Source organism: Afifella pfennigii DSM 17143 (assembly GCF_000688515.1).
In the GTDB taxonomy this organism is placed as follows: Bacteria; Pseudomonadota; Alphaproteobacteria; order Rhizobiales; family Afifellaceae; genus Afifella; species Afifella pfennigii.
This window is the reverse complement of the sequence record NZ_JHZK01000012.1, coordinates 1-21,652: the sequence shown is the minus strand read 5'-3', so window position 1 is coordinate 21,652 and position 21,652 is coordinate 1. Positions and strand designations below refer to the sequence as shown.

The 21,652-nt window shown below is 68.6% G+C and carries 18 protein-coding genes and 1 pseudogene; all 19 read right to left on the bottom strand.

Translation table 11 applies throughout. The features are described 5' to 3' along the window. Positions 1-3: 3 nt before the first annotated feature. Complete coding sequence (locus Q331_RS21025; RefSeq protein ID WP_051630992.1) at positions 4-3,003, bottom strand: bifunctional [glutamine synthetase] adenylyltransferase/[glutamine synthetase]-adenylyl-L-tyrosine phosphorylase; 3,000 nt, start codon at positions 3,001-3,003, stop codon at positions 4-6. Continuing rightward, positions 2,951-4,351: a sensor histidine kinase gene (locus tag Q331_RS21020; protein ID WP_322786498.1), complete on the bottom strand. Its 1,401-nt coding sequence runs from the start codon at positions 4,349-4,351 to the stop codon at positions 2,951-2,953. Before Q331_RS21020 ends, Q331_RS21025 begins: the two co-directional genes overlap by 53 nt. A gap of 61 nt (positions 4,352-4,412) precedes the next feature. Beyond that, entirely contained in the window at positions 4,413-5,090 is a 678-nt protein-coding gene (locus tag Q331_RS0110205; protein ID WP_034491792.1) for a response regulator transcription factor, read from the bottom strand. 178 nt (positions 5,091-5,268) lie between these two features. Beyond that, entirely contained in the window at positions 5,269-6,777 is a 1,509-nt protein-coding gene (locus tag Q331_RS0110200; protein ID WP_026380600.1) for a Do family serine endopeptidase, read from the bottom strand. A 196-nt stretch (positions 6,778-6,973) separates the two neighbouring features. After that, positions 6,974-7,474 carry a cytochrome c-type biogenesis protein gene (locus tag Q331_RS0110195; RefSeq protein ID WP_026380599.1) on the bottom strand — a complete coding sequence of 167 codons (501 nt, stop codon included), beginning with the start codon at positions 7,472-7,474 and terminating at the stop codon, positions 6,974-6,976. Beyond that, the gene (locus Q331_RS0110190) at positions 7,471-9,465 is read right to left on the bottom strand and encodes a heme lyase CcmF/NrfE family subunit (protein ID WP_026380598.1); all 1,995 of its coding nucleotides are present in this window, start codon (positions 9,463-9,465) and stop codon (positions 7,471-7,473) included. Before Q331_RS0110190 ends, Q331_RS0110195 begins: the two co-directional genes overlap by 4 nt. A 14-nt stretch (positions 9,466-9,479) precedes the next feature. Then, positions 9,480-9,947 (bottom strand): cytochrome c maturation protein CcmE, encoded by a 468-nt coding sequence (gene ccmE / locus Q331_RS0110185; RefSeq protein WP_026380597.1) that lies wholly within the window; start codon positions 9,945-9,947, stop codon positions 9,480-9,482. Then, the gene (gene ccmI, locus Q331_RS0110180) at positions 9,944-11,185 is read right to left on the bottom strand and encodes a c-type cytochrome biogenesis protein CcmI (protein ID WP_210164936.1); all 1,242 of its coding nucleotides are present in this window, start codon (positions 11,183-11,185) and stop codon (positions 9,944-9,946) included. The genes ccmE and ccmI overlap by 4 nt, the downstream gene beginning before the upstream one ends. A 164-nt stretch (positions 11,186-11,349) precedes the next feature. Further along, positions 11,350-11,826: a glycine zipper 2TM domain-containing protein gene (locus Q331_RS0110175; protein WP_026380595.1), complete on the bottom strand. Its 477-nt coding sequence runs from the start codon at positions 11,824-11,826 to the stop codon at positions 11,350-11,352. A 92-nt stretch (positions 11,827-11,918) separates the two neighbouring features. Continuing rightward, positions 11,919-13,337 carry an ATP-binding protein gene (locus Q331_RS0110170; protein ID WP_026380594.1) on the bottom strand — a complete coding sequence of 473 codons (1,419 nt, stop codon included), beginning with the start codon at positions 13,335-13,337 and terminating at the stop codon, positions 11,919-11,921. Between the two features lie 8 nt (positions 13,338-13,345). Continuing rightward, positions 13,346-14,014 carry a response regulator gene (locus Q331_RS0110165; protein ID WP_026380593.1) on the bottom strand — a complete coding sequence of 223 codons (669 nt, stop codon included), beginning with the start codon at positions 14,012-14,014 and terminating at the stop codon, positions 13,346-13,348. A gap of 25 nt (positions 14,015-14,039) precedes the next feature. Continuing rightward, complete coding sequence (locus Q331_RS0110160) at positions 14,040-14,312, bottom strand: PepSY domain-containing protein (RefSeq protein WP_026380592.1); 273 nt, start codon at positions 14,310-14,312, stop codon at positions 14,040-14,042. A gap of 280 nt (positions 14,313-14,592) precedes the next feature. Then, positions 14,593-14,793 carry a hypothetical protein gene (locus tag Q331_RS0110155; protein ID WP_026380591.1) on the bottom strand — a complete coding sequence of 67 codons (201 nt, stop codon included), beginning with the start codon at positions 14,791-14,793 and terminating at the stop codon, positions 14,593-14,595. Then, positions 14,790-15,614 (bottom strand): glycoside hydrolase family 19 protein, encoded by an 825-nt coding sequence (locus Q331_RS21015; protein WP_051630990.1) that lies wholly within the window; start codon positions 15,612-15,614, stop codon positions 14,790-14,792. Before Q331_RS21015 ends, Q331_RS0110155 begins: the two co-directional genes overlap by 4 nt. Before the next feature lie 47 nt (positions 15,615-15,661). After that, positions 15,662-19,549, bottom strand: coding sequence for a baseplate multidomain protein megatron (locus tag Q331_RS0110145; protein ID WP_026380590.1), 3,888 nt, complete (start codon positions 19,547-19,549; stop codon positions 15,662-15,664). Further along, the gene (locus tag Q331_RS0110140) at positions 19,549-19,980 is read right to left on the bottom strand and encodes an NlpC/P60 family protein (protein WP_026380589.1); all 432 of its coding nucleotides are present in this window, start codon (positions 19,978-19,980) and stop codon (positions 19,549-19,551) included. Before Q331_RS0110140 ends, Q331_RS0110145 begins: the two co-directional genes overlap by 1 nt. Then, complete coding sequence (locus Q331_RS0110135) at positions 19,980-20,876, bottom strand: DUF2163 domain-containing protein (RefSeq protein WP_026380588.1); 897 nt, start codon at positions 20,874-20,876, stop codon at positions 19,980-19,982. Before Q331_RS0110135 ends, Q331_RS0110140 begins: the two co-directional genes overlap by 1 nt. Then, positions 20,873-21,322 (bottom strand): annotated as a pseudogene (locus tag Q331_RS23430) (phage distal tail protein, Rcc01695 family); the annotation flags it as partial. The pseudogene Q331_RS23430 and the gene Q331_RS0110135, both read right to left, overlap by 4 nt. Positions 21,323-21,400: 78 nt before the next feature. Continuing rightward, a partial coding sequence (locus tag Q331_RS0110125; protein ID WP_026380587.1) for an integrase core domain-containing protein occupies positions 21,401-21,652 on the bottom strand: 252 nt, incomplete at its 5' end.

Below are 21,652 nucleotides of genomic sequence, written 5' to 3'. Positions count from 1 at the left end.
GGCTCATTTCCCGTTGAAAGGGCCGGCGGCGGCTCCGGCAGCGCCGGCAGCTTCCTCCTTGCCGGGTGCGGGTCCGGCCGCCTCCAGCATGGCGGCGAAGAGGCGGTGCGTCTCCTCCTGCGTCTTCGTCAGGCGCTCCACCAAGGCCGGGAAGGAGGAGAAGGTCCTCTCGCCCTCCTCGCCCAGCGCCGCGCCGGCCAGCTTGAGCAGCAGCCGCCTGGTGCCCTCCGCCGTCTCCGCGGGTGCGCGCGCCGCCTCCAGGCCGATGAGGCGTATCCCCTGCAAGAGCGCCGCCTGCAGCCGCGCGGAGCCGATCAAGCTGTCCCACTCACCCGCCATCCCCGCCGCCTTGGCGGCCGCGAAGATGCGCGCCGGCGGCGCCGGCTCCGGCGCCACGGCGCCGCAAAGCACGAGATATTGGGCAAGGAACTCCAGATCGATGAGCCCGCCCCGCACCGTCTTCAGCTGCCACGGATCCGTGCCGCCCTTCTCCGCCTGCAGCCGCTCGTACATGGAGACGATATCGGCTTTCAGCTTGCCGTCCTCACGCCTGCGCGACAGCACCTCTTTGACGACCGCCGCGACCTCGTTGGCGAGCGCCGCATCGCCGAGGATCGGTCTGGCCCGGCACAGCGCCATATGCTCCCAGGTCCAGGCCTCCTCGCGCTGATAGCGGGAGAAGGCGGAGAGCCGCGTGGCGAGCGGGCCCGCGCGGCCGGACGGCCTGAGGCGCAAATCCACCTCATAGGCGGCCCCTTCCGCCGTCGGCGCCGAAAGCGCCGTGACGAAGCGCTGCGTCAGCCTGGTGTAATACTGGCTCGGCGCGAGCGGCCGCTCGCCGTCCGATTCGCCGCTTTCCTCCGGATAGTCGTAGACGACGATGAGATCGAGATCGGAGGTCGCCGTCATCTCCCGGCTGCCAAGCCGGCCGAGCGCTAAGAGCGCCACCTCTCCGCCCGGCACCTTGCCATGGCGGCGGGCGAATTCCTCCAGCACCGCGGCAAACAGGCCCTTAATCACCACCTCGGCGAGATCGGCATAGGCGCCGCCGGTGGAAGCGGCGTCCATCGCTCCGGCGAGCACCTTGACGGCGATGAGAAAGCGCATCTCGCGCGCAAACGCCCGCGCCCGGTCGAGCTTGTCCTCGTAGCCCTTGGCGTCGCGGAAGCTGGCGGCGAGCTGCTCGGCCAGGCCCTCCCGGCTGAGCGGCTCGGCGAGAAGGTCCGGCTCCGTCAGAAGGTCGATGACATGCGGGCGCTCCGCCACCGTATCGGCCAGCAGCGGCGAAGCGCCGAGGATGAGGGCGATGAGCTCCAGAAGCGTCGGATTGGCGGCGAGAAGCGAGAACAGCGGCACGCCCGCCGGCAGCTTGCGCACCAGCGAATCGAAGGCGCGGAAGGCGTGGTCGGGGTCGCTCGTCTCCGCCAGCGCCGCCAGAAGCGCCGGGGTGAACTCCGTCAGCCGCTCGCGCGCTTTGGTGGAGCGGGTCGCCTGATAGCGGCCGAAATGCCAGGCGCGGATCGCCTCCGTGACGTTCTCCGGCTGTTTGTAGCCGAGGCCGGAGAGCGTCTTCAGCGTCTCCGGATCATCCTCGCCGCCGGTGAAGACGAGATTGCCGAGTTCGTCGGAAAGCGAGGGCGCTTCCTCAAAAAGCGCCTGATAGCTCTCCGCCACGGCGTGAAGATGCTTCAAAAGCTCCGCCTCGAAGGCGCCGGGGCTGTCGTAGCCGGCAAGACGCGCAATGCGGGCAACGCCCTCCGCCTCCTGCGGCATGGTGTGGGTCTGCTCGTCGCGCACCATCTGCAGCCGGTGCTCGATCTGGCGCAGAAACACATAGGCGGCGTCCAGGGTCGCCGCCTCCGATGCCTCGATCCAGTTCTTCTCCGCCAGCTCCTTGAGGGTGTCGCGGGTCCTGAGGCAGCGCAGATCGGCGTCGCGCCCGCCGCCGATGAGCTGCTGCGTCTGGGCGAAAAGCTCGATGTCGCGAATGCCGCCGCGCCCGCGCTTCAGGTCGTGCCCGGCCGCGCGCACCTTGGCGTGGCCGCGATGGGCATGCACCTGCCGTTTGATGGAATGGATGTCGGCGATGGCCGCGAAATCGAGATATTTGCGCCAGATATAGGGGGCGAGCTCGTCGAGGAAGGCGCGCCCGCAGGCCTTCTCGCCCGCCGCCGGCCGCGCCTTGATGAGCGCCGCCCGCTCCCAGTTCTGCCCCATGCTCTCATAGTAGGAGAGCGCCCCGGGCACGGAGATGGCGACCGGCGTGGCGCCCGGATCGGGGCGCAGCCTGAGATCGACGCGAAAGACGTAGCCGTCCGCCGTGCGCTCTTGCAGGATATGCACGATGCGGCGCACGACGCGCACCCAGAAGGGCTGCGCTTCCACGCCCTCGGCAAGCCCCGGCCGCTCCGGGTCGAAGAGCACGATGAGGTCGATGTCGGAGGAATAGTTGAGCTCGCGCGCCCCGTGCTTGCCCATGGCGAGGATGGTAAGGCCGCACACTTCCGGTCCGCCCCCCTGCCATTTGCCCTGGCGCCGCGCCTCGCAGAGGAGATGGGAGAGCGTCGCATCGAGCGCCGCATCGGCGAAATCGGAAAGCGGACGCACCACGCCTTCCAGGTCGATGGCGCCGGCAAGATCGGCGAGCCCCAGCGTCAGCGCCACCTTCTGCTTGGCGCGGCGCAGATCCCCCATCAGGCTCTTCTCGTCAGGATCCTCCAGCGCCTTCAGCGCCGCGATCGCCTTCGCGACGGTCGCTTCCGGCGCCTCGGCGAGGATGGCGGCAAGACGGTCGATATCCTTGGCGGCGAGGTCCAGGAGATAGGGGCAGTCGCCGAGCGCGGCGGCGAGGAAGTCCTTCACCGCCTCCTCGGCGAGAAGCGCCTCCAGCTCCGTCTCCTTCCCCTGACGCCGGGCGGCATGCGCAAGCTGCTCCAGCGCCTTTTCGCCCTCAGGCGAGCGCGGCAGCGGCGTCAGTCTTTCCCTGAGCGGCGTCTGGCTCATTCTCGGGCTCTTCCTGCTCCGGTAAAACCAGCACAGCTCTAAGGCCCGGCGCGGCGTCTTCCAACCGCAAATGCCCCTCATGCAGCTTGGCGACGGCCGCCACCAGCGACAGGCCGAGGCCGAAGCCGGGCCGGCTGCGGCTCTCGTCGAGGCGCACGAAGCGCTCCACGACACGGGCGCGGTCGGCTTCGGGAATGCCCGGCCCGTTATCGCTGACGGCCACTTCCAGCGCGCCCTCGACGCGGCAGAGGCTGATCGTCACGCGCGGCTCCTCCACCTCGCTGGCATGCTTGATGGCGTTGTCGACCAGATTGGCGATGGCCTGGCTGACGAGCTCGCGGTTGCCGATGAAGGCGACCGGTCCCTCTTGCGGCTCGGCGGCGAGCGTCACGCCGGCCTCCTCCGCCACCGGCTCGTAGAGCTCCACCATGTCGGCGACGATGGCCGCCGCATCCGTCTTGGCGAAGGCGAGCCCGGAAGAGCCGGCTTCCGTGCGCGCGATCATCAACAGCGCGTCGAAGGTCCGGATAAGCTGGTCGGCGTCCTCCAGCGTCGCCGCCAGCGTGTCCTTGCATTGCTCCACATCCTCCGCCCGCGCCAGCGCCTGCTCCACACGGCTGCGCATGCGCGTCAGCGGCGTCTTCAGGTCGTGGGCGATGTTGTCGGAGACTTGTTTCAGCCCCGCCATCAGCGCTTCGATGCGCGCCAGCATGGCGTTGAGGCTGACGGCCAGCCGGTCGAATTCGTCGGCCGTTCCGGTGACTTCCAGCCGTCCCGAAAGGTCGCCGCTCATGATCTGGCGGCTCGTCGCGGAGATGGAGTCGATCCGCTTCAGGACGCGGCGCGAGACGAAGATCCAGCTCGCCAGGCCGAGCACCACCATCAGCCCGACGGTGAGGAACAGCGCCTGGCGGATGACGGCGACGAAGTGCTGGCGCTCGCCGATATCGCGCCCGACCAGCAGGCGGAAGCCGCCCGGCATGGCGAAGACCCGCGCCAGCGCCACATGCTCGCCGGCCTCACCCTCTTCATCGAGCCGGCTATAGGGAATGGGCCTCAACGCCGAACTCTGGCTTTCCAGCACTTCCGGCGGCACGGCGGCGACATTGCCGACGAGGATGTCGCCAGCGGGCGTGACGACGACGTAAAGGCTCGCCCCCGGCTGGCGGCTGCGCCGGTCGATGACCCGCGCCAGCCGGCCGATGCCGCCGACATCGAAATGGCGCGCCAGATCCTTGACTTCCTCGTCGACTGCCTCCGCGACCTGCGCGGTGATGAGCTGCGTGGTGTTCTTAGCGATGTAGAAGATGAGGAAGGCGGCGAAAACGGCGAAGACGGCGAGATACACCGCCGCCAGCTTGAAGGCGGTTGTGCGTAGCAGCCTGAGACGTGCCGGCCTCGCGCCTGATTTAGGCATCGTCGCGAATGACGTATCCCGCCCCGCGCACCGTATGGAGGAGCTGCCGGTCGAAATTCTTGTCGATCTTGCCCCGCAGCCGCGAGATATGCACGTCGATGACGTTGGTCTGGGGGTCGAAATGGTAGTCCCAGACATTCTCCAGGAGCATGGTGCGCGTCACCACCGTGCCGGCGTTCTTCATCAGATATTCCAGAAGGCGGAATTCGCGCGGCTGCAGGAAGATGGTTTCGCCGTCGCGGGAGACGTGGCGCGACAGCCGGTCGAGTTCCAAATCGCCGACGCGGTAGCGCGTATCGGCCTCCGCCGGCGTATTGCGCCGCGCCAGCACCTCGATGCGGGCCAGAAGCTCGGAGAAGGCATAGGGCTTGGCCAGATAATCGTCGCCGCCCGAGCGCAATCCCTTCACCCGGTCGTCCACCTGGCCGAGGGCGGAAAGGATGAGAACCGGTGTGCGATCGCCGTTGCCCCGCAGCTCCGAGATCACCGACAGCCCGTCGCGCTTGGGCAGCATGCGGTCGACGACGAGAACGTCGTAGCTCTCCGACGACGCCATGGCGAAGCCCGCCTCGCCGTCGCGGGCAAGATCGGCGATATGGCCGGCCTCTTTCAGCGCCTTGACGAGATAGGCGGCTGTCTCCTGATCGTCCTCGATCACCAGGATACGCATACGAACATCCTTCACCTGCCCCCGCCCCTTGCCGAGGCCTTCTTCAAACGCAAAGCGGCGGACCGCGGGGCGATCCGCCGCTCCTCGACGCCGGCGGTGGGGGCGACTTTAACCGGCCGGGCGCCGATACTGAAGGCGGGGCGGCCGCATCTTTCGCGTTGGCGGCCCCGCTGCGAGCTTAGCTGCGGTCGGTCGGCACGGCGACGAAGCGCGGATTGCCGTTACGCTCCACCTGCATCAGCACGGCCTTGCGGCCGGCGCCCTTGACCTTGGCGATCCGGTCTTCCAGTTCGCCGCCGCTGCGCACCTCTTCGCCGCCGGCGGAGAGGATGACATCGCCTGCGGCGATGCCCTTCTGGTCGGCGGCGCTTCCCGGCTTGACATCGACCACGACGACGCCCTCGCCGCCCTGGTTCGGCTCCACCGACAGGCCGAGCCCGGCAAGGCTCGTTGCGTCGGCATCCTCGCCGCCCTGGTTGTCGAGGGAAGCCACCTGCTTGCCGAGCTTGCCGAGCGTGACGGTAAGCTTCTCTTCCTCACCGCCCCGCAGGACCGTCAGCTCCACTTCCGTATCCGGATCGTAGGCGGCGATCATGCGCGCGAGCTGGCGCGGGCCGTCCACGGCATTGCCGTCGACCTCGGTGATGATGTCGCCGGCCTTGATGCCGGCGGCCCTCGCCGGGCCGCCTTCCTGCGGATCGGCGACGAGGGCGCCCTCCGTGGAAGAGATGCCAAGGCCCTCGGCGATGTCCTCCGTCACCGGCTGGATCTGCACGCCGAGCCAGCCGCGGGTCACCGTGCCGTCCTCGCGCAGTTCGGCGACGACATCGGAGACCACCGTGGCGGGGATGGCGAAGGCGATGCCGATATTGCCGCCCGACGGCGAGAAGATCGCCGTGTTCACGCCCACGACCTCGCCCTTCATGTTGAAGGTCGGGCCGCCGGAATTGCCGCGGTTCACCGGCGCGTCGATCTGGATGAAATCGTCATAGGGGCCGGCGCCGATGTCGCGGCCGTCGGCCGAGACGATGCCGGCCGTCACCGTGCCGCCGAGGCCGAAGGGATTTCCGACCGCGACCACCCACTGGCCGATCAGCGGTTTCTCGTTGGCGAGCGGCACATAGGTGTAGCCGTCGCCCTCCACCTTAAGCAGGGCAAGATCCGTACGGTCGTCGACGCCCACGACTTTGGCGGTCAGTTCCTTGCCGCCTTCCATCACCACGGTCACTTCCGAGGCGTCGTCGACGACATGGTCGTTGGTGACGATGTAGCCGTCCTCGGAGATGAAGAAGCCGGAGCCCTGGCTCATGCCGAAGCGCGGATGCGGGCTGCGCCGCGGGCGGTCGCCGTCATCGTCGAAGCGCGGACCGAAGCGCTTGAAGAATTCGTTGAGGGGATTGTCGTCCGGCAGGTTCGGCATGTCGAAGCCGTGACCGCGGAAATCGACCGGATCGACCTTCGACTTGACGCGCACCGAGACGACGGCCGGCTTCACCCGCTGCACCAGCTGGGTGAAATCGCGCGGGCCTTGCACCTCCACTTCCACTTGCTGGGCAAGGACGGGCTTGGTGTCGCTGAGGATGGCGCCAGAGGCTGCCGCGCCGACGGCTCCCAGGGTGAGGGCGCTCGCAAGGAGCGCATTGCGGAACCTCTTGGTCCTGGTACGACCGTTACTACTATTCGTCATGCTGTTCTCTCTCTCCAGGCATTCGCTTAAGTCCGCCCCGCGGGGGGTCGCGGAGCGGACTGGAGGTCGCAGCAGGCGCATAGGGGGCAACGGGGAGCTTCCTGCTGCATCCCAACAAATAGGTAGCGTCAGCTTACCGCGCAGTGGCTTGGGAATTAAATGTTGGTAATTTTGTCCGACTGCTCGGAAAAACTGTCTATTCGGCCGGGTCTTTCTTCAGAACGCTTGCAAGCTCTGCTTCCTCTTCGGGCGAAAGCCGCGGCTCCGTTGCGCTCGCGTTCTGGCGGAAACGCCGCCGCACGATGAAGGCGCCGACGAGGAGCGCCAGCACCGGCGTCACCCAAAGAAGCAGGTTTTCCGCATCGAGGACCGGGCGCAAGAGCACGAACTCGCCGTAGCGGTCGACGAGATATTGCCGCACCTCCGCGTTGCTGTCGCCCTCCACCAGCCTCTCGCGCACCAGAACGCGCAGATCCTTGGCGAGCTCGGCGTTGGAATCGTCGATCGACTGGTTCTGGCAGACAAGGCAGCGCAGCCCCGCCGAGATCTCGCGCGCCCGCGCCTCAAGCTTCGGGTCGTCGAGCATCTCGTCCGGCTCCACGGCATGCGCCGGGGTGGACACGCCGGCGAGCTGACCGGCCGGCGCGAAGGCGACAAGCCCGAGCGCCAGAAGGAAGGGGATCCACAGCCGCTTCATGCCCCTGCCTCCGCCGTGCGGGGTTTCTTCGCCAAGCGTACCTTGGCCGGCTTGGCCGCGCCGACCCGGAAGCGCCGGTCGGTGAGCGAGACAAGGCCGCCCGCCGCCATGAACAGCGAGCCGATCCAGATCAGCGTCACCAGCGGCTTGTAATAGGCACGCACCGTCACCCCGCCATCCTCTTGCGGCTCGCCGATCGACAGGTAGAGCTGCGAGAACCAGAAGGTCTCAATCGCCGCCTCCGTGGTCGCCATCTGTCTGGCGTCGTAGAAGCGCTTGGTCGGCGCCACGGTCATCAGATCCTCGCCATCCTTGGATACTTGGAGGCGGAAGACGTCCTCGCGGTAATTCGGCCCGGTCTGCGGGATGAAATCCTGATAGGTGATGGTATAGGCGCCCGCCTGCAGCGATTCTCCCGTCTCCAGAGAGCGGATCGTCTCGATCTGGTAGGAGGTTGTGGAGACGATGCCGATCACCGTCACGCCGAGGCCGGCATGGGCGATCGCCGTGGCGAAGGCGCTGCGCGGCAGCCCCATGAAGCGCGACAGGGCGTGCCGCCCGGCGCCGCGCGTCAGGCCGGAGCGGTCGGCGAGCTCGTTGAGCGCGCCGACGATCAGCCAGATGCCGAGGCCGATGCCGAGCGCCGGCAGGACGCCTTCCGTGCCGGTGAAGACCAGCGTCACCACCACCGCCAGAAGCGTGACGCCCATCGCCACGCCCAGCCGCTGCGAAGCGCCGATGAGGTCGCCGCGCTTCCAGGCCAGCATCGGCCCGTAGGGCACCGCCAGAAGGAGAGGGATCATCAGCGGCACGAAGGTGAGATTGTAGAAGGGCGCGCCGACGGTGATCTTCTCCTCCGTCACCGCCTCCAGCGCCAGCGGATAGAGCGTGCCGACGAACACCGTCGCCGTCGCCGCCACCAGGAAGAGGTTGTTGAACAACAGCGCCCCTTCGCGGCTGATCGGCGCGAACAGCCCGCCCTGTTTCAGGCTCGGCGCCCGCCAGGCGAAGAGCGCCAGCGAGCCGCCGATGAACAGGACCAGGATCATCAGGATGAAAACGCCGCGCGTCGGATCGGTGGCGAAGGCGTGGACCGACGTCAGCACGCCGGAGCGCACCAGGAAGGTGCCGAGCAGCGACAGGGAGAAGGTGAGGATGGCCAGGAGCACCGTCCAGATTTTCAGCGCGCCGCGCTTTTCCATGACGATGGCCGAATGCAGAAGCGCCGTGCCCGACAACCAGGGCATGAAGGAGGCGTTCTCCACCGGGTCCCAGAACCACCAGCCGCCCCAGCCGAGCTCGTAATAGGCCCAGTAGGAGCCCATGGAGATGCCGAGCGTCAGGAACAGCCAGGCCGTCAGCGTCCACGGCCGCACCCAACGCGCCCAGGCGGCGTCGACCCGGCCCTCTATCAGCGCCGCGACGGCGAAGGAGAAGGCGATGGAGAAGCCGACATAGCCGAGATAGAGGAGCGGCGGATGCACGGCCAGACCGATATCCTGCAGGATCGGGTTGAGGTCCTGGCCCTCCCCCGGCGTCGGATCCAGCCGGATGAACGGGTTGGACGTGAAAAGGATGAACAGCAGGAAGGCGGAGGCGACCCAGGCCTGCACGGCCAGGACGCGCGCTTTCAGCGTCTCCGGCAGATTGCCGCCGAACATGGCGACGAGGCCGCCGAAAAGGGCGAGGATCAGGACCCATAGGAGCATGGAGCCTTCGTGGTTCCCCCAAACCCCGGTCACTTTGTAGAGCATCGGCTTGGCCGAATGCGAATTCGCCCACACATTCTCCACCGAGAAGTCGGAGATCACATAGGCGTAGACGAGCGCCGCGAAGGACAGGCCGACGAAGAAGAGCGTGGTGATGGAGGTCGCCGAGCCGACGCGGATGAGGCGCGAATCGCGTGCCGCCGCGCCCCACAAAGGCACGGTCGACTGGATGAGGGAGAGGGCGAGCGCAAGGACGAGAGCGTAATGGCCGAGTTCGGCGATGGAGAAGAAGCCGCTCACTGGACCATGCCTTCCTGCAGACTGCTCTCCTCGCCGTGCTGCCACACGCCCTGCTTCTTCAGCGCGTCGGCGACCTCCGGCGGCATGTAGTTCTCGTCATGCTTGGCAAGCACGTTGTCGGCGGTGAAGGCGCCGCTCGCATCGAAGCGTCCCTCCGCGACGACGCCCTGCCCCTCGCGGAAGAGGTCCGGCAGGATGCCCGTATACTGGACCGGCACGACATTGGCCGTATCGGTGATGGAGAAGAACACGGCGCCGTCTCTTTCGCGCTTCAGGGAGCCTTCCTCCACCAGCCCGCCGAGGCGGATGCGCGAGCCGGGCTCCACGCCCTTCTCCTTCACGTCGCTCGGAGCGTAGAAGAAGACGATCTGGTCGTTGAGGGCGTAGGTGACGAGGCCGAAGGCGAACGCCAGAACCAGGCCGGCTCCGCCGATCAGCGACAGGCGACGCTGTTTGCGTGTCATTGCGAAAGTTCCTCCATCCCCGGCAGACCAAGATCGGTGGCAAGTTGAGCGATTTCGCGGCGTCCGCCCTGATCGGAGACCGACGACAGCGCCGAGCGAACCGCCTCCACCGCGTCCTGCTTGCGCCCCAGCACCGCATAGGAGCGCACCAGCTTCAGCCAGCCTTCAGCGTCGTCCGGCTGTTCCTCAAGCCGGCTCGCCAGATTCTCCACCATGCCTTCGATCATCGCCATGCGATCTTCAGGCGCCATTTCCGCGGCCGCGGCGACTTCCTCCTCGCTCGGGCCGCCGGCGGCGGGGGCGGGGGCGGGGGCGGGGGAGCCGACCTCAGGATGCGTCTCCGGCAAGCTGCGCGCCACCGGGCCGACCTGCGGCTCCGGGCTCTGGAACAGCGCCGCCGCCGCCTCGTTCTGGGCTCCCGCCAACCGGGCAATCGTCTCCTGCACGGCCTCGCGCCACGGCGCGTCGGCGGGCGCGCCTTCCAGCAGCTCCCGCAGTTCCTTCACGGCGGCGGCCACGTCGCCTTCCTGTTGCTTGGCGAGCGCCAGATAGAAACGCGCCTCCGGCGCACCCTCCTCGCTCGCTTTCGCCGCCTCGATGGCCGCCTGGAAGGCGCCGCGCGCCTCCTCCGTGACGACCCCGCCGGCCGCCATCACCAGCGCGTCGCCGAGATTGGTCTGGCGTTCGGTGCTGGAGCCCAAGACCCGGATGGCGTTCTCATAGGCGCGGGCCGCGTCCCGCGGCCGGCCGAGACGCATATAGACCGGGGCGAGGATTTCCCAGCCTTGGCCGTCATCGGGGTTGCGGGAAAGATATTCTTCCGTGCGCGCGACCAGCAGCGAGATGTTCTCCCCGCTCGGCGTGCCGAGCCGCGCCTGCAAGGGCTGATCGGGCATGCCGGGCGAGCCCTGCGCCATATAAAACGCAAGCGCGACGGCGGGGATGCCGGTGAGCGCCACGATCGCGGTGGCGCGGCGGCGCCACAGCCCGCCCTTGCGGTCGGCCGCGGGCTCCGCCTCCCGCTCCGCGGCCAGCAGCCGGCGTGCGATTTCCGCGCGCGCCGCCTCCGCCTCTTCCTTGCCGATGCGGCCGGCCTCGCGCTCGCGTTCAAGCTCGGTGAGTTGACGGCGATAGACGGCCGCATCCTCGGCGGCACCGGGAGCGACCGTCTTGGCCTCCCGGGACAACGGAACGAGTACCGCCAGGATCGCCACGGCGGTGAGTACTGCAATTGCCAACCAGAGAAGCATGCGCCTTCAAGCCCTTAACCCACGGGGAGATGTATGGGTCCCAAAGCCTGTCGGCAATGTGCGAGCCTGCCTGCCGCGCCGAAACGACGCGCCCCGCAGGCTATCCCCCCGATATTCGTTCCACGGCATGCGCCCCGCAACCGGTCAAAGCCTCAGCTCACCGGGCGCCAGGTACCGTCGGCCTGACGACAGGCCGTGCCGCGCGCCACCTGCGGCGTACCGTCAATATAGATCGTATGGGCATAATCGCGGCAGTCAACGGAATTCACCTGATAGACTTGGCCCGGCACGATCTCGCCGTAGTAGTTGCCCGAGGTTGCCCGCCATTCCACGGGGCGGCCCGGCTGGCCGTATTCCAGCGCGCGATACTCTGCCGCAAGCGCCTGTTGGCGAGCCTGCTCGTCGAGGCTGGCGCCGACGCGGTTGCCGATGAGGCCGCCGGCGAGTGCGCCGATGGCGGTTGCCGCCACCTGGCCCGAGCCGGAGCCGAACTGGCTGCCGATGATGCCACCCGCGAGCGCTCCGCCGGCCGTGCCGATCACCTCGCGTCCGCCCATGGCGCCCGGCTGCGACTGGCATCCGGCAAGAATGAGGGCGCCGACAAGAGCACCCGCCGCTTTGACTTTCATAGATACTTCCCTTCCCCAAGAGCCCCTTGCGGGGGCAGCCCCCGACGTGAACGCGACCGGATGCCTTTCAGAGCAGGATGGCGAAAATTGGGTCATCCGCCTCGCCCCGTCACCGGCAGGTCGAGCACGGCGGCCAGCCCGCCCCATGGCGAGCGCTCCAGCGTCAGGGCGCCGCCATAGATCCGGGCGAGTTCCTCCACGATGGAAAGACCGAGGCCGGAGCCGGGCTTGGTCTCGTCGAGCCTGGCGCCGCGGGCGAGCACCTGGCGGCGTTCCTCTTGCGAAAGCCCCGGCCCGTCATCGGCGATGACGAGCCTTGCCCGCCGCGTCTGCGGCCCGGTCGCCGCCTGCACTGTCAGCGAGACGCGCCCCTTGGCCCATTTGCAGGCATTGTCCAGGAGATTGCCGATCATCTCCTCAAGGTCCTGCTTCTCCCCCCGGAAGGTCAAGTCCGGCGGACACTCGGTGGTGATCAAAAGATCGCGCCCGGCCCCATGCACCTTCTGCATCACCCGCGCCAGCGCCTCGGCCACCGGCGCCACCGGCGTCAGCGCGCCGATGACGTTGGTCTGCGCGGCGATCCGCGCCCGGTCGAGATGATGACTGATCTGGCCCTGCATCAGCCCGACCTGGCCCTTCACCCGCTCCGCCAATGGGCCGTCTTCCATCGCCGCCTCGTTCTTCAGGACGGCGAGCGGCGTCTTCAGCGCATGGGCGAGATTGCCGACATGGCGTCTTCCGCGCTCCACGATCTCGCGATTGGAGGCAATCAGCGCGTCCAGATCCTCCGCCAGCGGCGCGATCTCGTCAGGCCAGGCGCCGCCGAGGCTGGTGCGCTCGCCGTTCCTGACCGCCTGCAGCGCGGCGCGCATGTCGCGCAGCGGCCTCAGCCCGAAGCGCACCAGCCAGGCCGTCCCGACGGCGAGAAGCACGCCGAAGAGGCCGAGCGTCACGACGACGATGGTGGCAAAACGGGAGATGTCGCGAAAAACCGCTCTGGCGTCGCCGGCGACGAGCACCGCGAGCCGGGTACCGTCGGCGCGGGTGATCTGCCGCTCCACGGCTCTGAGGTCGCGTCCGCCGGGACCGGTGAAGGTCAGCACCCGCGGCCGCCCGCTCGCATCGGGCAGATCGCCGACGGCGAGCCGGTCGCCGAAGAGCGAGGGCGAGGCGGTCACCGTCTCGCCGCTCTCCATGGCGCGGATCTGCCAGTACCAGCCTGATTGCGGCAGGGAGAAGCGCGGCTCGCCGAGCGCAATTTCGGTCTCCGCGGGCGTGTCGCCGGAAGCGACGACGGTGCCGACCAGCGCCTTGTGGATGGCGATGAGGCGGGCGTCGAAATTGCGCTGCACGCTGTCGCGGAAGAGGGAGACGAAGAGGATGCCGGCAAGAAGGAGGGCGAGCGCGCTGCCGGCTGCGGCGAAGACGGCAAGGCGCAGGCTGAGCGAGCCGGCCCGTCTGGCGGGAGGGGAAGGAGAAGCCGGCGTCGTGGCCGGGCTCGCTTTCTGCATCGCCGCCCTCAAGCCTCGGGCGCGGGGTCGATGCGGTAGCCGAGCCCGCGGACCGTCTCGATGATGTCGGTGCCGAGCTTCTTCCTCAGGCGCCCGACGAAGACCTCGATGGTGTTGGAATCGCGGTCGAAATCCTGATCGTAGAGATGCTCGGTGAGCTCCGTGCGCGAGATCGTCTTGCCACGGTGGTGCATGAGGTATTCCAGCACCTTGTATTCGTGCGAGGTGAGCTTGACCGGGTTCCCGGCCACCGTCACCCGGCTGGCCCTGAGGTCGAGCCGCACCGGGCCTGCGACGAGCTCGTTGGAGGCATGGCCGGCGGCGCGGCGAACCAGGGCCCGGATGCGCGCCAGCACCTCCTCCATATGGAAGGGCTTGGCGACGTAATCGTCGGCGCCGGCGTCGATGCCCTGCACCTTGTCGGACCAGCGGTCGCGCGCCGTCAGGATGAGCACCGGCATGGTGCGCCCCTCCCGCCGCCAGGCTTCCAGCACCGACAGCCCGTCCATCTGCGGCAGGCCGATATCGAGGATGACGGCGTCGTAGGGTTCGCTCTCGCCGAGGAAGTGCCCCTCCTCGCCGTCGAGCGCGGTGTCGACCGCATAGCCCTGCTCGCTGAGCGCGGCCACCATCTGCCGGTTCAGATCCTCGTCGTCCTCCACCACCAGCACCCGCATGGCGCCCTTGTCCTTTCCTGTGAGGTTAATTCGCCGGCACGCTGACCTGGTTGACGCGCCCGTCCGGCCCGAGCACGGCGGCGCGGTAGACGTAGCGCCCGCCCTCCTCGCAGAGCTGCACGCTGACGACCTCGCCGGCAATGCCGGCGCGCGCGAGCGCCGCGGAGAGTGGCATCGCCCGGCTCGAGCTCACCGCCTGGCGCGCCTCGCCGGAGCCCAGGCACGCCGCCGCCGCCTCGCCGATGAGAAGCGGCGAGAGGGCGAGAAGCAGGGCGAGGAATCGGCCGGCGCGTTGCATGGCGGCCCTTCTAGCACAACGGGCTGAATGCCGGCTGAATGGCAGGAGAGAAGGCAGCAGGCAAGGGAATGAGAAGTGAGAAGACGACAAGGCGCCGAATTACTCGCGGGCCGGCGCAATCCCTCGCCGAGCCGAGCAGCCGGGCGAGAGCCATGGCAATGAGGATGAGCGATGGCCACGACGCCGAACCGATAGCTGGCGTTCGCTCGCGCATCTTCGCGGTCCATTTGGTCGATGATCTTTTCGGCGAGGGGCGGCTTTTCGGGAAGCTTGGTCCCTCTCACACATTCGGCCGGTCCTTGACGAAGTAGCCCACCACGAAGGCCAGCACCGGGCCGAGCGGCGCCCAGATGGTGGGGTCGGCGTAATGCGGAAAATACCGCGTCACCACGATTTCGAGCACCGCCGCGATCGCGGCCGTGAGCGTGGCGGCGGAAAGCTTGTTGGTGGGGATGGCGTCGGGTTGGCTGACGGTTCTCATGGCAAACCTCCTTCGGGCAGAAACATCGCCGCGGCGAGCGCGGCGAGGGCAAGGGCCAGGACGAGGACGAGTTCGGCGGGAAGGCCGACGATGCGCCGAACCTCTTTCGCCGCCTCTTCCCCGGCCGCGCCGGGCTTAAGCACCGGCAGTTCTGAAAGCGCGGCATGCAGGGCGGCGCGGGTCGCCGGCCCGGCGATGTCGTCGGCAACAAGGCCGCGCTCTTTCTGGAAGCGGGCGAGAACGCCTCTCTCCAGCCGGTAGCCGAGGAGGGTCAGCGCCGCGCGCACGTAAAGATGCCGCCGTTCGGAAAGCCCGTTGAGCCCGCCATTGACGGCGCTTGTGATCGCCGTAAGGTCGCCCTTGACGGCGAACCGGCCGAGCCCGTTCGCCTCCCAGAAGAACAGCGCGGAAAGCAGCGCCCAGGGAAACGCGGCGAGCTTTTGCGGCTCGGCGAGAAAATCCGGCGCGCCGGCAAAGCGCTTGCCTGCCCAGGCGGAGAAGGCGCGGGCATTGCCCGCCCCCGTCAGTTGGATGAGGCCGCGCCCGCGATAAAGATAGCCGTCGCCGTCGGGGGCCGCCGTATTGCCGAGATCGGTGCGGGTATCGTAGCGCCGTTGCGCCGCGCTCGGCCCCCAGACCTCCTCCAGATGCCGGAAGCGCCCGCTCTCATGGGCGATCTGGGCGAGAAACTGGGCGAGCGCCTCCGGCCGGTGAAGCCCGAACTGCGCCCCATAGGCGGCAAGCCCTTCGGCAAGGCCCTTGAGAATATCGGCGCGCGCCGCCTTTCCCACGATGGCGCGCAATTCCTCCACCGCGATCATGACGGCGCTCCTTGACCGTTTCGATTGGCTGGATGCGGGTCCGGCCTTCAGAGGCCGATCACCGCCTCGGCGGCGAAGCCAGGCCCGGCGACGGCGGAAAGCTGCGCCAAACGAAGCGCGATCTCCGTCTGCGGAGCGCCGAAATCGGCGATCTCCTCGCCCGCCTGATAGGTGAAGGCCGGCGAGGTCAGATCGACGCTGCGGACCGGCATCCCGCCTTGCAGGATGTCCAGCCGATAGGCTTCGACCGCCTCGTTGAGCGGCACTTCGGCAAGCTCCCAGCTATCGCCGGCAAAGCGCGTGCGCCGGATGAAGGTAATGGCGATATTGCCGCTTCCCGCCACGCGCCGGGCGCTGAGATGCACCGGCGCGAAGGGCTTCAGCCCGCGCCCGGCGGGCGTGAGGGAAATCTCAGCGAAGCTTGCCGCCGCGTGCTCGTCGGAAACCGGGCCGATGCGCAAAAGATGCGCCCGCCCCAGAGCGTCGAGGCCGAGCGGCAGCGGATAGACCGCCCTGTCCAGGAGCACGAAGGCGCTGCCGGCCGAGGCGCCGGCCCGCATCGCCGCCTCGCTGCCGCCCTGGGCGCGCAGGAGCTTTCTGAGGCGATAGCGTTTGTCGCCGACAAGCTCCGCCTCGGCAAATTGCAGCACCTCCCAATCGCCGTTCTCGGCCATCACCGCGGCAAGGTTGCCGCCGGCGAGAACGTCGGTCTCCGGCAGCGAGAAGAGCTCGCCGGCGTAAAGCTCCACCTCGACAAGGTTGCCAAGGTCGAAGACGCCTTCCGGCCCGGCGCCGAGCGACGCGGCAAGCTCGCCCATCACCGCCCGCCGGCTCATCGTCGACAGCGGCCGGTAGCCGCTGCCCGCCTCCGCCAGATAGACGGCGAGCGCCCCCGGCCAGGGCTCGGCGAAGGCGGCAAGCCGCGTCTTCTCCGCCTCGCTGCCATCGCTGGGCGGCGGCAGCTCCATGACCCGGACGAGCGGCGGTCCATAGGCCGGCTCGGCAACGATGCCCTGCTCGCGCGGCGCCGCCGCGCTGGTGCCGCGCCGCCCGAGCGCCACCCGCCTTGCGCCGATCTCACGCGCCTCCCGGTCGGCGATGCGCTGAATGAGGAGCGTGCGCGTCCGGCTTCCCGCGGCAAGCTCCACCGCATCGCCCGCCTCCAGAGCCGCCCGGCTCGGCGGCAGCGAGAAGCCCGCCGTCTCGCGCCCCTCCCAGATATCGGCGAGAAGGTTCTCCGCCAGCTTCTCTGCATCGCCGTCGCCGGCGACGACGGCAAGGTCGAGCGTGAGGATGCGCCGGCTCTTCCCGGCGAGGCGGCGCTGCGCCGCCGTTGCCATGCGGTAATCGTTGTCGGGCGAGAGCGTGCGGATGGCGACCTCGGAGGCAAGCTCGCTCTCTTGCGCCCGCGTCAGGCTCATCAGCGGCGCCTCCGCCTCGTCGATGAGCTCGCCCGTCGCGATCACCGCATCGGCCGGGCGCTCGCGGCCGCGAAAGCGGATGGCGTCTCCGGCATCGGCCGCGTCGACGCCGTAGGCGGCAAGGAGCGCTTCGAGCGTATCGCGGGCCGAAAGCCGCTCGCCGACGAGAAAGCCTTCGACGAGCCCGTGCACATCCTCGATGCGGTAATCGGCGAAGCCGTGGTCCTCCAGCACCCCCTTGATGAGATGGGCAAGGTCGAGCGCCCCCAGCCTGCCGTTCAGCCAATGGCCGAGCCGCCAGTTCGGCCCGTCGCCCCAGACGTGTTCCAGGGCCGGAAACCAGGGATAGGGCCTGGCGTCCCAGGTCCAGGCGTTGAGATGCGCCGGGTCGACCATGTAGCCGCCGGGCACCGCCGCCGGCCGGTTGAAGCCGGCATAATCGGGATGCGCCGGGTCGTAGGCCGTCAGCACCGCCTCGATATAGCGGCGCGCCATCAGATCGTCGCGCTCGCCGGTGGAGAAATGCGGCAGCGCCGATTCGGAGGATTTTGGGTCAAAGAAGACGTTCGGCTGGTTGGCGCCTTTGTCGACGGCCGGGCAGCCGAATTCCGTCAGCCAGATCGGCTTTGCCTCCGGCACCCATGGCGTCGGGCTTGCCGCCTCCGCCCCGCCCGGCCGGTCGTAATGATAGTTCCGCCACCAGCTCTCGATATCCTTGAAGCGGAAGACCCAGGGCTTGCCCGCCGCCCCGTCGGTGATGGCGGAGCGCGTCTGGCTGCGCCGTTCGGCGGGCGAAGCGTAGTACCAGTCGAAGCCCTCGCCGCCGGCAAGGTTCGCCCTCAGATGATTGAGATTGTAGAGCGAGCGGCCCGGCACCTCGTCGGCATGGCCCTTCTCGCCGCGCCAATCGGCGAGCGGCCAGTACATGTCGATGCCGACGAAATCGGCCTCCGCCCAGAGAGGGTCGAGATGGAAGAAGACGTCGCCCGTCCCGTCCTGCGGCTGATGGCCGAAATATTCCGACCAGTCGGCGGCGTAGGAGATGTCCGTGCCGCCGCCGAGAACGGCGCGGCATTCGCCAAGCAGCGTGCGCAGGCCGCCGACGAAGGGATAGACGCTCGCCGAGGAGCGTAGCTGCGTCAGCCCGACCATTTCGGAGCCGATGGTGAAGGCATCGACCCCGCCCGCCGCCTTGGCGAGGAAGGCATGGTGCAGGATGAAGCGGCGGTAGCGCCATTCGTCCGGGCCGGCATAGCTCACCGTCTCTCCCGCAAGGCCGAAATCGCCGGTATCGGCGCTGCCGAGGAAGCTGGCGATTTCGCTCGCCGCCGCTGCGGTCTTGTCCGGCGAGCCTGGCACGCCTGGCGCCCGCGCCCCGGTGATGCGGCCGCGCCAGGGATAGGGCGGCTGGCCCGCCCCGCCCGTATAGGGGTCGGTGAGGCCGTTGCCGGCGGGAATATCCATCAGGATGAAGGGCAGCAGCGCCACCTTGAAGCCGCGAGCCTTGAGGTCCTTGATGGCCGCCACCACCGCCGCATCGTTCGGCGTGCCGCCATAGGCGGGCCTGCCCCCGATGCGCGAGACCTCCTCGGCGGTGCCGCGCGTCAGCCCGGCGACGGACCAGGCGCCGCCGCTCACCACCTTGGTCTTGTCGTCGACCATCGGCCTGATCTCGCAGGCTCCGGCGCGCAGATCCGTACCGAACCAGGCGACGACCAGCGTCACCCATTCAAGCCTGGGGCAGAGCGCCGCCAATTCGTCGATGGCAACGTCCCAGTCGGCCGTCTCGCGCGCCGCATGCACGTTCTCGCCTTCATAGCTGCCCGGCCCCATCACCTTCAGCCGCGGCGCCGTATCGTAGGTGAACTCGCCGGCGCTCGGAATGACGGTGACGGCGCGCAAATGCGCCTCGATGGAGCCGACCGGGCGGATGACCTCGAAGGAGAGCTGGGGAAGGCGATTGCCGAAATCCGCGAGCGGCAGGCGTTCCAGGACGACATAGGCAAGGCCGCGATAGGCGGGCGCCGCGCCCGTCCGCGCCACAATCAGCGGGTCCGGCGCCTGGCTTTCCGTGCCGCGATGAACCCGCAGATTGACACCGCTTTGATCGAGCGGCTTGCCGTCCGCCCAGATGCGGGCGATGCGCGCGATCTCGCCCTCGCAGATGCCGACCGCGAAATTGGCGTAGTAGCTGTAGTCGGTGCGCGTCACCTTCGGCCCGCCCTTGCCGCCGCTGCGCGTCGTGGTGACCACCTCCTCGAAATCGGTCGCCCAGATCACCTGGCCGGCGAGCCGCACCTTTCCGTAGACGCGCGGTATCGGCGCGCCCTCCGTGGAGCCCTGCACGGTGAGGTCGGAAAGGCGCGGGCCTTCCACCTTGCGACTTGTCGAAAACAGCGCCTGGTCGAGGGCGTAGCCGGCGAGCGCCCCGGCGGCACGTCCGGCGATGAGGCCGACGCCGCCGAAGAGCGAGCCGAAAGCCGCCCCGGCCGCGCCCAGAAGAAGCGTTGCCATTACCCGTTGTCCTCCGGAAAAGCGAAGGCGTAGGCGATCTTTCGCGCCCAGATGCCGAGCGGCACTTCCGCCACCGCCGCCCCTTCATGGGCGTGGATCATCCATCCCGGCTGGCTCAGGATGCCTGCATGCTTGGCCGGCAGGCCGCGCCGCCAGCGAAACAGGAGGATGTCGCCGGGCTCCGCCAGACCCGGCGCGATCTCGGTAAGATGCCGGCGCCCCGCCTCCGCCAGCGTCTCGGCACAGTGTGCCTCGGCCCAGTCCGGCGTATAGGGCGGCGGCGCCTCCGGCATCCTTCCCGTCACCTCCGCGTAAACGCCGCGCACGAGGCCGAGGCAGTCGCAGCCGACGCCCTTGCAGCAGGCCTGGTGGCGGTAGGGCGTGCCGAGCCAGCCGCGCGCCGCGGCGAGGATGTCGGAACGGCGCGCCATCACGCGTTCGGCGCCGTGCCGCCGCCGCTCGTCCCGCCGCCGCCAAAAGCCGTCGCCCAGGCGAAGTCGTTGCCCGGCATATGCGGGAAACCGCGGAAATTGGCGGCATTGCCGAAGGTGCCCTGGCAGGTGGCAAAGCGCTTGTCGCAGCCCGGCGCGACGGTGAAGGCGTCGCCGACGGCGATGTCCTTCTCCATCGCCTGCCACAGGGAAAGCCGCGCCCTGCCCGTACCGGCCTCTGCGAGGGCGTGCCGCGTCACCTCCATCTTGCGCCCGGCATTGTCGCCGGAGGTGAAGGTGAGAAGCCCGCGCGAGAAGGTGCCAGCGGGGTCGGCGAGGCCGTCCGTCTCCACGAAGGAGGCGCCGTCCGTCGCCGTCACGTTCGCCGCGCGCGTCATCCCGGCGACGGCGACGCCGCAGCGCGCATCGCCGAGATCGGCGTCGCAGAGATGCGAGAAGAGCCGCCCTTGCGGTTGGTCGAGCCGGTGGGAGAGGCTGCGCAATTCGGCCGTGAAGGCTTCGCCCTCGCGCTTCACCTCGCCGATCTCGGCGATGCGCATCAAATGCCGTTCCTGGGGGCTTTCCCAATTGACCAGCCACATCTCCACGCGGGCATTGTCGTAGAGCCCTGCGGCAAGGTCGGCCTCGGCAAGCCGCTCGGAGGTGAGCGCCCCGGCGACCTCCAGCCCGCCGACCTCCATCCCGGCATTTGCGACGGCGCCCGTGGCGCTGAGCCCGTCCTGCGGCCGATAGGCGAGCCCGCCGAAGGCGATCTCGCGGTCGTGGTCGGTGAAGCCGAGCGCCGCGCCGTCGCCGCGGGTGATCTTCCAGCAGGCGCAAAGCGTGGTGATGGGGCCGGCAAGATGGTCGGCGAGTTCTGGCGAGAAGTCCTTCATAGCCGGATCTCCACGATCGGCACGTTCGGCGCCTCGCCCGCCTCGAAGGCGGCAAGGTCGATGTCGAGCTTGTCGGTGTCGAAGCGCACCGGCACGTCGAAGACAAAGCCGGCCGTCACGCCCGCCCCGGCCGCCGGCTCGCGCCCCGGCACGAAGGTGACTTGCCCGGCGACATGGTCGGCGAAGAAATCGACGCCTTCTTCCTGCTCCACGCCATCGACGGCGAGGCGCACGGAGCCCTCCACCGGCTTGTGCACCCGCCGCGTCCAGGGCAGATGCGCCGCCCCGTAGGTCTTGACGAGGTCGAAGCTCGCCCGCGCCCCGTCGCCGGTGCCGATTGCCTGGTCCTCAGGCCCAGGCGCGGCGCCGGGCGCACAGGATTTGAAGTCCGCCCGGTCGCGGAAGCGGAAGCCGTAAAGCCGCCCGCGCCGTTCCTCGAAGAAAGCCGTGAGTGTCCGTCGTCAGATATTTCGGGACTTCGGAGGCCATGACGCTTTGGAGGGTCTGGCTCGATTGGGTTGACGTTAGGCTGCGGGCTGCTGGTTGAGCAAGCGGCGCTGCCGGATGGTTTCGTCCTTGATCCTCCTTCTCTCCTCGAGGATGGCCGGCGCCCTGCCGAAGTAGGCATCGGCAGGCGTGACGTTACCGAGGCTCTCGTGGACGCGGCGGTGGTTGTAGTGATCGATGAAGTCGCCGATGGCGGCCTCGAGCGCGCCGGGCAGATAGTGGTTCTCGAGCAGGATCCGGTTCTTCAGCGTCTGGTGCCAGCGCTCGAT